The organism is Faecalibacterium sp. 3 (genome assembly GCF_048323735.1).
GTDB classification, from domain to species: domain Bacteria; phylum Bacillota; class Clostridia; order Oscillospirales; family Ruminococcaceae; genus Faecalibacterium; species Faecalibacterium wellingii.
The window spans coordinates 2,213,325-2,228,017 of sequence record NZ_JBLWFN010000001.1 but is presented as its reverse complement, the minus strand read 5'-3'; the positions used below and the strand labels follow the sequence as shown (position 1 = coordinate 2,228,017).

The window sequence follows — 14,693 nt, the reverse complement described above, 5'->3', positions numbered from 1 at the left end:
AGGAGGTACCATAAATGGCAATCCGTAACATTGTAAAAGAGGGCGACCCCATCCTGAATAAGGTCTGCCGCCCGGTGACCAACTTTGACGACCGTCTGGCTACTCTGCTGGACGATATGCGCGAGACGATGATCGCCGCCGACGGCGTGGGTCTGGCCGGCCCGCAGGTGGGCATGCTGCGCCGCCTGTTCGTGGTGTGGGACACCACCGATGCCCCGGAGGAGATCCCGGAGGATTACGAGTATAAGTTTATCGACTTTGTGAACCCGGAGATCCTGGCCGTATCCGAGGAAGAGGAGACCGCCTATGAGGGCTGTCTGTCCTTCCCGGGCCATAACGGCGCCGTGACCCGCCCCGTCGCTGTCAAGGTGCGCGCACAGGACCGCCACGGTGAGTGGTTTGAGCTGGAAGCCGAGGATCTGCTGGGCCGCTGCATCCAGCATGAGAACGACCATCTGGACGGCATCACCATCATGCAGTCCAGCGAGTATTTCTATGAGGATACCGAAGAGGGCAAAAAAGCTGCCCGCGAAGCGAAAGGAAACAACTGATGCGCATTCTGTTCATGGGCACGCCGGATATTGCCGCCGAGTGCCTGAAAGCCCTGTATGCTGCCGGGCATGACATCTGTGCAGTGTATACCCGGCGGGATAAGCCGGTTGGCCGCAAGCAGGTGCTGACCGCACCGCCGGTGAAGGAAGTGGCGCTTGCCCACGGCACGCCGGTGTTCCAGCCCCGTACCCTGCGGGACGGCAGCGAAGATGAAAATATCCGCGCACTGGCCCCGGAGCTGATCGTGGTGGTGGCTTATGGCTGCATCCTGCCGAAGTCGGTGCTGGAAACGCCGAAATATGGCTGCATCAACCTGCACGTCTCCCTGCTGCCCAAGTATCGCGGCAGCGCTCCGGTGCAGTGGGCCGTGCTGAACGGCGACGCCGAGACCGGCGTTTCCATCATGCAGATGGACGAGGGGCTGGATACCGGCGACGTGCTCTGCTGTGAAAAGCTCGCCATTGACCCGGAGGAGACCAGCGGCGAGCTGTTTGACCGCGTGACCGCCGTGGGTGCCCGGGTGCTGTGCGAGGTGGTGCCCGCCATCGCTGCCGGCACGCTGATTGCACAGCCGCAGGACCATGAAAACGCCTGCCTTGCTCCCATGCTCAATAAAGAGATGGCGGAGTTCCGCCTTACCGAATCTGCCGCCCACATCCATAACTGGGTGCGCGGCATGAACCCGTGGCCCGGCGCATGGTTCATCACCTCCGGCGGTAAGAAGCTCAAGGTGATGGAGTGCCGTGCGGTGGAAGCTTCCGGCAAAGCGCCCGGCACGGTGCTGGCGACAAAGCCGCTGACCGTGGCCTGCGGAGAAGGTGCTGTCCAGCTTTTGAACGTGGTGCCGGAGGGCAAAAAGCCTATGGACGGCACCGCATTTGCCGCCGGTCAGCGCCTCAAGGCGGGGGATATCCTCTGATGGCGGCAAATCCGCGCGCGGCAGCTGTGGCGGCGCTGGTACGGCAGGAGCAGGCCGGTTTTTCCAATCTTGTTCTGGATGCCGAGCTTAAACGCCAGCAGCTGGAAGGCCGCGATAAAGCTTTTGCCAGCGCCATCTTTTACACGGTGCTGGAACACCGGGGCACGCTGGACTACATCCTGTGCCAGTTCCTGCCCAAAGGCCTTGCCAAGCTGGATGCACCGGTGCGCGAAATATTGCGCGCGGCGCTGGCGCAGGCCCGCTATATGCAGGTGCCGGTGTCCGCTGCGGTGAACGAAGCGGTCAAGCTGACCCGCACCTTCAAAAAATCCAGCGCATCCGGTCTGGTCAACGCGGTGCTGCGCAAGGCGTGCAGCTACGACCTGAGCACCGCAAGCTTCAAAAACGAAGTGGAGCGGCTCATGGTGCTGGGCTCTGCCGGGCGGGATGTGGCGGAATTTCTGCACAAAAACTACCCGGATGAAGCACTGGATATCCTCACCTACAAAGCCGATGGAGGCATGACCAGCCTGCGGGCAAACCCGCTGAAGACAAGCGCAGAAGAACTCTGCACAAAGCTGCTGGATTCCGGAGCAAAGGAAGCAAGGCCCGGCATTGTACCCGGCAGTGTGCTGGCCCGGTTCGAGGGAAGCCCGGCGGAAAACGAGCTGTTCCGGCAGGGATATTTCCATGTGGAAGGGCAGGCCAGCCAGCTGGCAGCGCTCTGCGTGGAAGCAAAGCCCGGTGAAACGGTCATCGATCTGTGTGCGGCCCCCGGCGGCAAGACCGTCCTGCTGGCCGAGCAGATGCACAGCACCGGCAGGCTCTACAGCTGCGATGCCGCCGAGAACCGCGTGGGCCTGATCCGCACGACGGTGCAGCGCATGGGACTGACCAATGTGGAGGTCCTGTGCAGTGATGCCACAAAAGTGAATCCAATTCTGCCGCAGGCCGACCGCATCCTTGCAGATGTGCCCTGCAGTGGTCTGGGCATTCTGGCTAAAAAGCCGGATCTGCGCTACAAAAAGCTGGAACCGGCCCGCGAAGCTGAATTATTGGCCACGCAGTCGGCCATCCTCGATACGGCGGCACAGCTGCTCAAACCGGGCGGCAGGCTGGTGTACTCCACCTGCACCATCGACCCGGCAGAGAACCAGCAGCAGATCGCGGCATTTCTGGGCCGTCACCCGGAGTTTACGGTGGTAAAGCCCGCCGTGGCGCTGCCCGCCGGGATGACGGCAGGGGAGCACGGTGCGCTTTCGGTGCCCACCCGTACCGGCATGGACGGATTTTTCCTGTGTGCCATGCAGAAAAACGGGTGAGAGCTGCAATGAAACAGGCAGCTTATTCGTAAAAACCAATAGGAGAACACAATGGAACAAAAACGCTGTATCTCTTCCCTGACGCTGGCAGAGCTGACCGCTGAACTGAAAGCGATGGGCCAGCCGGGCTTCCGGGCAAAGCAGATCTTCCACTGGGTGCACCAGAAGCTGGTCACCGAGTTTTCTGCTATGACCGACCAGCCCAAGACCCTGCTGGCAAAGCTGGAAGAAAGCTTCTATATCGCAGCACCCCAGATCGAGCGCCGGCAGGAAGCAAAGGACGGCACCGTAAAATATCTGCTGCGCATGGCAGACGGCAACTGCATCGAGACCGTTGTCATGCGCTACCACTACGGCAATACCGTGTGTGTGTCCACTCAGGTGGGCTGCCGCATGGGCTGCCGCTTCTGTGCCTCTACGCAGGCAGGCCGGGTGCGCAATCTGGAAGCCGGCGAGATCTGCTCCGAAATTTACACCGCACAGAAGGATATTGGCGAGCGCATTTCCCACATCGTGCTCATGGGCATCGGGGAACCGCTGGATAACTTTGACGAAGTGATGAAGTTTCTGGAAAATATCACTTCGCCCGAGGGCGTCAACATCGGGATGCGCAACATCAGTCTTTCCACCTGCGGCCTTGTGCCAAAGATCGATCTGCTGGCCGAGAAAAAATTGCAGCTCACCCTTTCGGTGTCCCTGCACGCGCCCAACAACGAGATCCGCAGCGGCATGATGCCGGTGAACGACGCCTACCCCGTGGAAGTGCTGATGCAGGCCGTGCGCCGCTATCAGGATACCACCGGACGCCGGGTGAGCTTTGAGTATTCCATGGTGCGCGGCGTCAACGATTCGGATGCCTGTGCAAAGCAGCTGGCAAACCTCATCCGGGGCATGGGGGCTCATGTGAACCTGATCCCCATCAACCCTGTGGACGGCAGTCCGTATTCGGCTACCGATGCCGCCAATGTGCGCCGCTTTCAGCAGAAGCTGGAAAGCCTTGGCGTCAATGCTACGGTGCGCCGACGTCTTGGCAGCGAGATCAGCGCCGCCTGCGGCCAGCTGCGCCGGGACGAAATGAACGGGAAAGCGTAAAATAGAGGGAGTATCCTATGAAACTTGCAGGAAAAACGGATGTCGGCCGGGTCCGGCAGGATAATCAGGACGATTATCGCGCAGGAGAACTGCCCGGCGATGCCGCATGGCTGCTGGTGTGTGACGGCATGGGCGGTGCACGCGGCGGCAGGGAAGCCAGTCAGAGCGCATGTGATGTCATTGAGCGCTGCTTTCAGGAGCAGTATGCTTCCAAGTGCCTGCCCGGCGAGGAAGAGACCTTCCTGAAAAAAACACTGCTCAGCGCCAACCGCTTTGTGTTCCAGAAGGCTCTGCGGGAGGAAGCACTGGCAGGCATGGGCACTACGGCGGTATGCGCACTGGTGCGCTCCGGCAGGGTGTATCTGTGCCATGCAGGTGACTCGCGGGCGTACCTGTACCGGGATGGGCAGCTTGCCCAGCTCACCCACGACCACTCCTACGTGCAGGAGCTGGTGGACTGCGGCACCATTACCGTGGAGGAAGCCGAGCATCACCCCCAGAAGAACATCATCACCCGTGCTCTGGGTGTGGACTACCGGCTGGAACCGGAGTTTGCCACCGCACAGCTGCACAGCGGAGATATTCTGCTGCTGTGCTCGGACGGCCTGACCAATGCGGTGCCCAAAGAACAGCTGGAACAGCTGCTGCGCACGGGAAAGTTCTATGATCTGCCGGATCTGCTGATCCGCACTGCCAACGAAAACGGCGGCCCGGATAACATCACCGCGCTGCTTCTGTGTGTGGAGGAGGTGCGCTGATGGACAACCTGATCGGCAAAAAGCTGGATGGTCTGTATGAGGTGAAGGAGCTGATCGGCTCCGGCGGCATGGCGAACGTCTACAAGGCGGTCATGCTTGGCCAGAACGGCCCTGTTCCCGCCGGGACAGTGGTGGCGGTCAAGGTGCTGCGGCAGGAGTATATGCATGACCCGGATCTTGTGCGCCGTTTTAAAAATGAATCCAAGGCCATCTCGCTGCTGAATCACCCGAACATCGTCAAGGTATATGATGTTTCGGTGAACGATGATCTGCAGTATATCGTGATGGAATATGTGGACGGCATGACCCTGCGCGAGTACCTCAACCAGCGCGGCGGCAGGCTGACCAACCGGGAGACTGTGCATTTCATCTCTCAGATCTTAAAGGCGCTGGAACATGCCCATGCCAACGGTGTGGTGCACCGGGACATCAAGCCCCAGAATATCATGCTTCTGGACAATGGTCAGCTGCGCATGATGGATTTTGGTATCGCACGCATCTCCCGGGCCGAGAATCAGCTGCTCAGCGGCAAGGCCATGGGCAGCGTGCATTATATCAGCCCGGAGCAGGCCAAAGGTGATGAGACTGACTGCACCAGCGATATCTACTCGGTGGGCGTGATGATGTACGAGATGCTCAGCGGTCATCTGCCCTTTGACGCAGACGACATGGTGGAGGTCGCCATCAAGCAGATCTCGGATAAGCCGAAGTCTCTGCACGAGATCGCGCCGGAGGTACCGAACGCCCTGGTGGAGATCACCGAAAAAGCCATGGCAAAGCTGCCGCAGAACCGCTATGCTTCTGCCCGCGAGATGATGGATGCACTGGACGCCTACGTGCAGAATCCCTCCGTGATGTTCGAGTACAAATATATTACAGAAGATGCACCCGAAAAGGTGGTGAAACGTACCATGAGCCAGAACCGCACAAATCGACCTGCCGAAAAACCTGCGCCCCGCAGCAAAAAGACTGCATCCCGCAAAAAGAAGCGCCGTACCATTTATCTTCCGGCGCTGCTGGGCATCACCATTGCATTTGCCCTTGCCTGCCTTGCACTGTGCTGGATGATCCTGAACGATTCCTCCAACCTGATGAACAACAAAGCAGATATCACGCTGGGCGATTATATCGGCATGACGCAGGACGAGGCTGCCGCCACCGAGCAGGTTGTCTCCGGTCAGATCAGTGTTACCTGGGAGCAGGAGTACAACAGTGACTATGCGGCGGGCTATATCTACAAGCAGTCGCCGGTCTCCGGCCGCACGGTGCGTGAGGGCCAGAATGTGACCCTTACTGTCAGTCTGGGCACCCAGTATGTCACGGTGCCCGATCTGACCAACTATGTGCAGGCAGATGCAGAGCAGCAGCTCAAAGATCTGGGAGTCTCGGTGCTGGTGACGCAGGCTGTGGATACCACAGTGGCATCCGGTGCGGTCATCCGCACCGACCCGGCAGCAGGCAGTCAGGTGGCAGCAGGCAGCACGGTAGTGATCTATATCAGCCGCCCGCAGGTGGCCACCACCACCAAGGTGCCCTCGCTCATTGGCATGAGCGCCGGGGATGCCCGCACCCTGCTGGTGCAGAATCATCTGGGTCTGGGCAGCCAGTCTGAGCAGTACAGCGACCAGCCGGTGGGCACCGTCATCAGTCAGGACCCGGCGGCAGGCGCTACCGCAAAGCTGAATGGCCGGGTGAACATCGTGGTCAGTGCCGGGCCGGAGCCTGCACCGGAACCGGAAGCACCCAGCGACAGCACGACAGGCGGCGACTGGTGGAGCGGCCTGTTCGGCGGTGGTTCGTCCTCCTCTTCCTCCAGCACAACAGCGAGTGGTGAGCAGGGCACAGCGGGCAGCGGGGAGCCTTCCCAGACTCCGCTGACCGACTGGTGGTCCTCGCTGCTGAGCTGACGGAGGCGCACATGAAAGGATATATCACAAAGGGCATCGGCGGCTTTTACTACGTAAAAACGCCGGAAGGCATTGTGGAGTGCAAGCCCCGCGGCATCTTCCGCAAACAGAAGATCACGCCGGTTGCAGGCGACGAAGTGACGCTGGAAACCGAGAACGGTGTTTCGGTCATTGCGGAGATCGCACCGCGAAAGAACGTTTTTGTGCGCCCCCCGATGGCAAACCTTGATCTGCTGTTTCTGGTGGCAAGCACCACCCAGCCCACCCCCAGCACGCTGGTGCTGGATAAGCTTTCTGCCATTGCGGTGGACAAGGGCGTGCAGCCGGTGATCGTGTGCACCAAGGGCGATCTGGCAGAGGCAGAGTTCCTGCGCTCTGCCTACGAAAGATCCACCCTGCCGTTCATCCGCATCGACTATGAGACCGGTGCAGGACTGGACGAGGTGAAGCAGTGGATCAATGGCCGGCTGTGCGCCTTCTGCGGCAACTCCGGCGTGGGAAAGTCCACCCTGCTGAACCATCTGCTGCCGGAAGCCGAGCGGGAGACCAGCGCCATCAGCCAGAAGCTGGGCCGCGGCCGCCACACCACCCGTGAGGTGACCATCTTTGAAGCCTTTGGCGGGCGCATTGCGGATACGCCGGGCTTTGCCAGCCTGGAAGCGAACCGCGCCGGTTTTATCTCCAAGGAAAATCTGGAGCATGCGTTCCCGGAGTTCGGGCCTTATCTGGGACAGTGTCAGTTCACCGGCTGCTCCCACCGCAGCGAAAAAGGCTGCGCCGTGCGCGCGGCACTGGCAGAGGGCAGGCTCTCTCAGACCCGGTACGACAGCTACTGCACCATGTACGAGGAAGTCAAGGACGTGAAGGATTGGCAGCGCCCGAAAGTATAAAGGATAAGGAAGAGATTCATGTCACGCTGTGTGATCATTTCGGCCTGCCCGGTCTCACCGGAGCTGGCAAAGGCCCTGCGGCCGGACGATTTTATCATTGCCTGCGATGCAGGCTATCGCAACTGTGTTCCGCTGGGCTGTAAGCCCGATATCATCCTGGGCGATTTTGACACCGCCCCCTGCCCGGAAAAGCAGGATGATGTCATCGTTCTGCCCCACGTCAAGGATGATACCGACACTGAGTATGCCGCAAAGCTGGCCTCAGAAAAAGGTTTTGATGAGGTGCTGCTGCTGGGCGGTCTTGGTGGCAGACGGGTAGAGCATACGCTCGCAAACCTGTGCACCGGCCTTGGGTTGGAGCGGCGCGGCGTGCGCACCACTCTGCTGGACGAGCGCAGCCGCATCACCTACGTGATGCCCGGCGAGACCCGCCGCTACCCGAAGGAGAATTATTTCTTTTTCTCGGCCTTTCCGATGGAGGGCAGGGCAGAGGGCGTGTGCGAACATGGCTCTTATTATGAGTTGGATAACGCAGAGCTGACCGCCGCGTATCCGCTGGGGGTCAGCAACGAGTACGCCGAAGGTTCGGACTGCATCACCATCAGCACCCGCAGCGGTGCGCTGGTGGCGGTGGAGACCATCCCGGACTGATGCCAGCTGCTTCTGCCGGAACGTTTTGTCTGCTGCCCGCATAGGATGGAGCAGAAAACGGAAAGGCAGGGGAGAGCATATGCAGGTAATTGTGATCCAGAGCCCCAAGGCCTTGCGCGGGATCCTGCGCAGGCTGTTCGGTATCAAAAAGGAAAACTGAAAGATCCCCTCTCTGTTATGGGCGTACCGTCAGAGAGGGGATCTTGTTGTTGGTGCTTTTTCTGCTCCCGCAAAATCAGGCAGTATTTGACCGCTGCCAAAAACGAAAAACCCGCGAAGCTACAAATTTTTAACGTAACTTCGCGGGTTCTCTATGGTGCGAGGGAGGGGACTCGAACCCCCAAGGATAAACCACACGCACCTCAAACGTGCGCGTCTGCCAGTTCCGCCACCCTCGCATATTCTGTTGGTGCTGTCCATCCAACTTCTGAGGTTTGAAGCTGTGCTTGCGGACTGCTTGAATATATTACCACGTTCCTGTCGGATAGTCAAGCTCTTTTTTCCCTTTTTGAAAAAAATCCGGCGTAAGCATAGATACAGCGGCTGTATGAGGGGAGATCGCCGGAAAACTCATGCCCAGAAAAAACGCACAAGTTGAAATGCATCGGAACATGTGATATTATAAATATAACTATGGAAAAGCAACGGTGCGGTTGAAGCATCGGGGGAGATAAAAATGAACGATGATGTAGTGGTGTCCGTTCTTTGTATCGCATATAACCATGAAAAATACATCCGTAGCGCATTGGACGGATTCGTGAATCAAAAGACGAACTTCCGGTATGAAGTTCTTATAAATGATGATGCGTCCACAGATCACACGGCTGCGATCATCGCAGAATATGAGGCAAAGTATCCGGACATCATTAAACCGGTCTACCAGACTGAAAATCAGTATTCTAAGGGAGTATTCATCACGAAAAGCATTCTTTTCCCTCGGTCGAAGGGAAAGTATACGGCGATCTGTGAAGGCGATGACTATTGGTGTGATGAAAACAAACTGCAAAAGCAGGTGGATTTCCTGGAATCGCATGAGGAGTATGCGGCCTGTGTGCACAATACCCGGCTGTTGGACTGCCGCACGGGCGGTTCGTGGCCGATGTATAAAGGAGAACAGGATCGTGATCTCACATTCAAGGAGGTCGTCAATTACAGTGCAGCCTGTTTCCATACGTCCTCGATTTTATGCAGGAGAGAGTGGTTCTGCATACCGGATGAACTCAGAGCAAATGGATTCGGTGATTATCCGCGTGCAGTTTATATGCGGCTGAACGGGAAGATCCACTATTTAAAGGATATCATGTCTGTCTACCGGATGTTTACCGCCGGTTCGTGGACTGCCCGGAACCAGAACAACGCATCTAAGCAACAGCGCATTTGCAGCCAGAAAGCGAGAACAGACTTTACAGAAAAGCTCCGTCGTTACTGTCGCGAACAGGGGGTTACGCCTGAATACCAGAAGGCGGTAAATGATGTGGCGAACCGTGACCAGCTGCAGCTGGCAGTTCTCCAGAAAGGCGGCAGATGCCTTTTGCATGGTCCGCAGCTGGGCATTTTTATGGGACTGTCGCTGGAAAAGAAAATACATGTGCTGGATACGGTACGGACGGAGTTTAAGACAGAACGAAATGAAAAAAGATAAGAACATTATTCTTGACAACTTTATCTGGCGCTTTGCAGAGCGCTGCGGTGCCCAGCTTGTGACAGCCGTTGTAACGCTGCTGCTGGCCCGTATTCTGATGCCGGAAGATTATGGCAAGACGGCGCTGGTGGCGGTGTTCATCAACATTTTGCAGGTGTTCATCGACAGCGGTCTTGGTACAGCACTGATCCAGAAAAAAGATGCAGACGATCTGGATTTTTCATCGGTATTCTATTTCAATTTTGCGGTGTGTCTGGTGCTGTATGCCGGAATGTTCATTGCGGCACCTTATATTGCGGCATTCTATAAAGATCCTTCGCTGACGCCCGTGGTTCGCGTTGCCAGCCTGACGCTGGTGTTTTCCGGTGTCAAAGGCATCCAGCAGGCCTATGTGTCCCGCAATATGCTGTTCAAACGCTTTTTCTTTGCAACGCTGGGCGGTACGCTGTTCTCCGCATTTCTGGGGCTTGGCATGGCTTATGCCGGGTTTGGCGTCTGGGCGTTGGTGGCACAGCAGCTTTCCAACACGGCCATTGATACGCTGATCCTTTGGCTCACGGTGCATTGGAGACCGAAGGCGGTCTTTTCATGGCAGCGGCTGAAAGGGCTGCTATCCTATGGCTGGAGACTGCTGGCTTCCTCCCTGTTGGATACCGTATACAATAATCTGCGCAGCCTTGTGATCGGCCGCGTTTACACATCGGCTGATCTTGCCTTTTATAATGAGGGTATGCTTGCACCGGATACGATCGCGGTCAACGTGGATTCTTCCATTGACAGCGTTCTGCTCCCGGCAATGTCTGCCGTGCAGGACGAGCCTGCGCGGGTGAAAAACATGACCCGCCGTGCCATCAAGACCTGCGTTTACGTCATTGCGCCGCTGATGATGGCGATGTTCTTCTGCGCAAAGCCGCTCGTCCGGCTGGTGCTGACTGAGAAGTGGCTGCCCTGCGTGCCGTATCTGCGGATTTTCTGCATCACCTACATGTTCTATCCGATCCACACGGCAAACCTGAATGCGATCAAGGCAATGGGCCGCAGCGGAGTGTATCTGAAGTTGGAGATCATCAAGAAGATCATGGGCCTGACCCTGCTCCTGCTGACCTACCACATCAGCGTGATGGCAATGGCCTACAGCCTGATCCTGAGCAGCCTGCTGAGCCAGCTCATCAATACATGGCCGAACAGAAAACTGCTGGATTACCGTTATCTGGAACAGCTGAAAGACATCCTGCCCAGCATTCTACTGGCTGTTTTCATGGGCTGCTGCATGTGGCTGGTCAATCTTGCACATCTGCCGGACATCGTAACGCTGGTCATTCAGATCCTGATCGGTGCATCGGTGTATCTGGGCGGTTCTGCACTGCTGAAGCTTGACACATTTGAGTATCTCTGGAATGTGGTGAAGCCCAAAATTCAGAGAAAACCGTGGGCTGATAATGAAGAGTGAACGAGCGGAAAATGACGGAAAGGAAAACAGAAGTCATGACGAAAAAACTTCTTCTTCTGGGTGGTTCGGCACAGCAGGTTGTCGCGATCAAAACAGCAAAACGGCTGGGCTGTGAAACGATACTGTGCGATTTTTTGCCGGATAATCCGGGTCAATATGCTGCAGATAAGTTTTATCTTGTCAGCACCACAGATAAGGAAGCTGTTCTGGATGTGGCCAGGAAGGAACAGGTGGACGGTGTTCTGGCATACGCATCTGACCCGGCGGCCCCCACGGCAGCCTACGTGGCAGAAAAGCTTGGTTTGCCGGGTAACCCGTATAAGTCGGTGGAGATACTTTGCAATAAAGACAAGTTCCGCAGATTCCTTGCTCAAAACGACTTTGCTGCGCCCACAGCACATAGTTATGTGACCAGAGAAGAAGCATTGACAGACAGGGCAAGGCTGAATTATCCGCTTATTATTAAGCCTGTAGATTCGTCCGGAAGCAAGGGCGCAACTGTACTGAGAACAGGGGAAGGACTTGCAGAAGCAATCGAATTTGCATTTTCTTTTTCCCGGTGCCACAGGATCGTGATAGAAGATTTTATTGAAAAGAAGCACCCTTATCTGATTGGAGGGGATGTATTCATTTCAAACGGAAAAGTGGTTCTTTGGGGATTGATGAACTGTCACCGTGACAGCAGAGTGAATCCGCTGGTTCCGGTAGGCAAGAGCTATCCGCTCCAATTGGAAGCGCCGGATACGGCGAATGTAAAAGCAACCGTCGAGAGACTGGTCAATTTGCTGAAAATCGCAAATGGTTCTATGAATGTGGAACTGGTCGTAGATAAAAGCGGCCGGGTGTGGCCCATTGACATCGGCCCACGGGCAGGCGGCAATATGATACCGGACCTTCTGGGGGATATCTTTGGTGTGGATGTTGCACAGATGTCGGTGGAAGCGGCGATGGGCAGAGAAGTTCGTGAATGCCCCCATGAGCCAAAGGGCTGCTATGCTACCTGCAATCTCCATAGTGCAAAGAATGGAATTTATAAAGGTATCTCGTTTGCGCCGGAACTGGAACAGTATATTTACCGGAAGTGTATTTATAAAAAAGAAGGCGACAAGATAGAGTTTTTTGACAATGCAGCCAAATGTCTGGGAATCATCTTTATGAAGTTCCCGGATGAAAAGCAGATGTTTGATATGATGAACAGGATGGATGAACTGGTTTATATCGATCTCTTGGAAAAAGATTGAACTCTGCAGAAACGACTCCACGAAAGGAAAAACCAATGAGAGAAATCGGTGGATATATTGAACTGGAAACTTTTCGCGGCAGGATGCTTCATGAAGAAGCAACTAAGCTGAATTGCGGCAGAAATGCACTGGCATATCTGTGTGAAGCAAAGAAAATCGAAAAACTTTATCTGCCATATTTTCTCTGCTCTTCAGTTTTGGATGTGTGCGAAAAGCTCGGTGTTCCGTTCGAGTTTTACCATGTAGACGAAACGTTTATGCCGCAGTTCCCACAAGAGCTCGGCGAGAACGAGTGGCTGTACATCGTCAATTATTACGGGCAGTTGAGCAACGAAATGTTGAAGCGCTGGAAAGACCAGTATGGCCGCATCATCGTAGACAACGCGCAGAGCTATTTCCAGCTTCCCGTGGAAGGTGTGGATACGCTTTATACCTGCCGCAAGTTTTTTGGCGTGGCAGATGGTGCATTCCTTTATACAGACGTCCGACTGGAACGGGAACTGCAGCAGGATGAATCTTTTGAACGGATGCACTTTCTGCTGGGCCGCTATGAACGCAGTGCGAACGAGTTCTACGCCGAGTATGCAGCAAACAACAAATTGTTTGCCGGGGAACCGGTCAAAATGATGTCGAAGCTGACCCAAAATCTGCTGCATGGTGTGGATTATGAGTTTGTCCGCGCACGAAGGAGTCAGAATTTTGCCGTTCTGCATGAGCAGTTTGGCAGCGCCAACCAGCTGACTCTGGCTATTCCAGAGGGCGCTTTCATGTATCCACTCTGGATCAAAAATGGTGCCGCGGTGCGCAAAAAGCTGCAGGCAGAAAAAATTTATATCCCGACGCTCTGGCCCAATGTTTTGCGGCAACTGCCGGAAAATGCAATTGAATATCAGCTTGCAGCAAATATTTTGCCGCTGCCTATAGATCAACGGTACGGTGTCAAAACAATGCAGTATATTGTGGAGAAAATAAAAAATGAAATGTAAAAAGTTGTTGATACTCGGCGCTACGGCAGGGGAAATTGCTTTGATAAGGCGTGCACAAGCGCAGGGAATCTATGTCATAGCAACAGATAACCACATGGATTATAGTTTGGTTCCGGCAAAACGGATTGCAAACGAAGCGTGGGATATCAGCTGGTCCGATTTGGATGAACTGGAAAAACGCTGCCGCGCAGAGAGAATCAATGGCGTCCTTGCGGGCTACAGCGAATTCAGAGTGGACAACATGATGCAGCTGTGCAAACGGCTTGGATTGCCCTGCTATATCAATCAGGAACAGCTTGATATCACAAGAGATAAGATCAAATTTAAGGAGTGCTGCCGCAAATATGGCGTGCCTGTCGTAAAAGAATATGAGTCTGTGGACGATGTGGATGAATATCCTGTCATCGTCAAGCCAACGGATCGGGCTGGTTCGATCGGAATCAGTATTGCAAAGAACAAAGAGGAACTGCTAAAGGCCTGCCAGTATGCGTACGACCTTTCGGTTGGAAAGCATGTGATTATTGAAAAGTATATTTCAGATACGGACGCCGATAAGGTGGACTTCTACTATCTGGCAGAAGCAGGAAAATTGACCTTGCTTTCCTCGTGTGATACGATCAATGCCAAGAATAACGGAATGTCAAAAGTTGTCCAGAGCGCATGGCTATATCCGGAACGACACATAGAAGCATATAATCGAAAGGTTCGCAGCAGGATCGAAGCAATGATCCAGGGAATGGGCATCCAGTATGGATGTATCTTTTTCTCGGGATTTATTGATAAGAATCAGGAGTTCGTCTTTTTTGAGTGCGGTTTCCGGCTGGAAGGTGCACATCAGGCCTACTATGTGCAGAAAAAAGGACCGGTAAACTTTTTGGATACCTTTATTCAGCACGCGCTATATGGCAGTACGGATGGCGTGGAGCGAACTCCGGTCAACGAAAAGATGAAATGTGTGACAGTTAATGTTTTTGCAAAGACCGGAACGATTGCAGAAATAGAAGGACCGAGTGAGATCGCGCAGATGCAAGACTGCACGTTGTCATTGCTGCATGGGCGTATTGGTCAAAAATGTACAGATGACAGCGCGATCCTCAGCAAAATCTATGTGTTTGCATTCAGCAGCGAATCAGTGGAAGAGCTGAAGCTAGATGTTGAAAAAGCCTATGCGAAGCTGAAAATCACGGATGAGCACGGAAAGGATATGATCTATGACCGGATGAATCCGGAAGAGATTCTGACATGGTGGAATGCATAAAACGTTGAGTGCAGATGATGCAGAG

At 55.0% G+C, this 14,693-nt stretch carries 13 protein-coding genes and 1 tRNA gene; 13 read left to right on the top strand and 1 reads right to left on the bottom strand.

Features of this window, described 5'->3' with window-relative positions; genetic code table 11:
• Nucleotides 1-14: 14 nt before the first annotated feature.
• From def to ACNSPV_RS10570, 8 genes are read left to right on the top strand one after another with little or no spacing between them, the layout of a single operon-like run.
• On the top strand, nucleotides 15-551 hold the full coding sequence (gene def / locus ACNSPV_RS10605; protein WP_348583457.1) for a peptide deformylase: 537 nt from the start codon (nucleotides 15-17) through the stop codon (nucleotides 549-551).
• Nucleotides 551-1,471: a methionyl-tRNA formyltransferase gene (fmt, locus tag ACNSPV_RS10600; RefSeq protein ID WP_348583458.1), complete on the top strand. Its 921-nt coding sequence runs from the start codon at nucleotides 551-553 to the stop codon at nucleotides 1,469-1,471. Before def ends, fmt begins: the two co-directional genes overlap by 1 nt.
• A complete protein-coding gene (gene rsmB, locus ACNSPV_RS10595) occupies nucleotides 1,471-2,793 on the top strand; it encodes a 16S rRNA (cytosine(967)-C(5))-methyltransferase RsmB (RefSeq protein ID WP_348583459.1) in 1,323 nt (440 codons plus the stop codon). Before fmt ends, rsmB begins: the two co-directional genes overlap by 1 nt.
• A 51-nt stretch (nucleotides 2,794-2,844) precedes the next feature.
• Nucleotides 2,845-3,885 carry a 23S rRNA (adenine(2503)-C(2))-methyltransferase RlmN gene (gene rlmN / locus ACNSPV_RS10590; RefSeq protein ID WP_339395713.1) on the top strand — a complete coding sequence of 347 codons (1,041 nt, stop codon included), beginning with the start codon at nucleotides 2,845-2,847 and terminating at the stop codon, nucleotides 3,883-3,885.
• Nucleotides 3,886-3,902: 17 nt separating this feature from the next.
• Nucleotides 3,903-4,643: a Stp1/IreP family PP2C-type Ser/Thr phosphatase gene (locus tag ACNSPV_RS10585; protein WP_339395714.1), complete on the top strand. Its 741-nt coding sequence runs from the start codon at nucleotides 3,903-3,905 to the stop codon at nucleotides 4,641-4,643.
• Nucleotides 4,643-6,550 (top strand): Stk1 family PASTA domain-containing Ser/Thr kinase, encoded by a 1,908-nt coding sequence (gene pknB, locus ACNSPV_RS10580; RefSeq protein WP_348583460.1) that lies wholly within the window; start codon nucleotides 4,643-4,645, stop codon nucleotides 6,548-6,550. The genes ACNSPV_RS10585 and pknB overlap by 1 nt, the downstream gene beginning before the upstream one ends.
• A gap of 11 nt (nucleotides 6,551-6,561) precedes the next feature.
• A complete protein-coding gene (gene rsgA, locus ACNSPV_RS10575; protein WP_348583461.1) occupies nucleotides 6,562-7,440 on the top strand; it encodes a ribosome small subunit-dependent GTPase A in 879 nt (292 codons plus the stop codon).
• 18 nt (nucleotides 7,441-7,458) lie between these two features.
• A complete protein-coding gene (locus ACNSPV_RS10570) occupies nucleotides 7,459-8,091 on the top strand; it encodes a thiamine diphosphokinase (RefSeq protein ID WP_348583462.1) in 633 nt (210 codons plus the stop codon).
• A 314-nt stretch (nucleotides 8,092-8,405) separates the two neighbouring features.
• On the opposite strand, the gene ACNSPV_RS10565 is transcribed toward ACNSPV_RS10570, so the two are convergent.
• Nucleotides 8,406-8,489: transfer RNA gene (locus ACNSPV_RS10565), tRNA-Leu, on the bottom strand.
• 278 nt (nucleotides 8,490-8,767) lie between these two features.
• On the opposite strand from ACNSPV_RS10565, the gene ACNSPV_RS10560 reads away from it, so the two are divergent.
• Genes ACNSPV_RS10560 through ACNSPV_RS10540 form a run of 5 tightly spaced genes read left to right on the top strand, consistent with a single transcriptional unit; the run spans nucleotide 8,768 to nucleotide 14,668 of the window.
• A complete protein-coding gene (locus ACNSPV_RS10560; RefSeq protein WP_339394917.1) occupies nucleotides 8,768-9,733 on the top strand; it encodes a glycosyltransferase family A protein in 966 nt (321 codons plus the stop codon).
• Complete coding sequence (locus tag ACNSPV_RS10555; protein WP_348583464.1) at nucleotides 9,720-11,183, top strand: lipopolysaccharide biosynthesis protein; 1,464 nt, start codon at nucleotides 9,720-9,722, stop codon at nucleotides 11,181-11,183. The genes ACNSPV_RS10560 and ACNSPV_RS10555 overlap by 14 nt, the downstream gene beginning before the upstream one ends.
• Nucleotides 11,184-11,218: 35 nt before the next feature.
• Nucleotides 11,219-12,424 carry an ATP-grasp domain-containing protein gene (locus ACNSPV_RS10550; protein ID WP_348583465.1) on the top strand — a complete coding sequence of 402 codons (1,206 nt, stop codon included), beginning with the start codon at nucleotides 11,219-11,221 and terminating at the stop codon, nucleotides 12,422-12,424.
• Between the two features lie 35 nt (nucleotides 12,425-12,459).
• On the top strand, nucleotides 12,460-13,410 hold the full coding sequence (locus ACNSPV_RS10545) for a hypothetical protein (RefSeq protein ID WP_348583466.1): 951 nt from the start codon (nucleotides 12,460-12,462) through the stop codon (nucleotides 13,408-13,410).
• On the top strand, nucleotides 13,400-14,668 hold the full coding sequence (locus ACNSPV_RS10540) for an ATP-grasp domain-containing protein (protein WP_348583467.1): 1,269 nt from the start codon (nucleotides 13,400-13,402) through the stop codon (nucleotides 14,666-14,668). Before ACNSPV_RS10545 ends, ACNSPV_RS10540 begins: the two co-directional genes overlap by 11 nt.
• The last annotated feature ends 25 nt before the right edge of the window (nucleotides 14,669-14,693 follow it).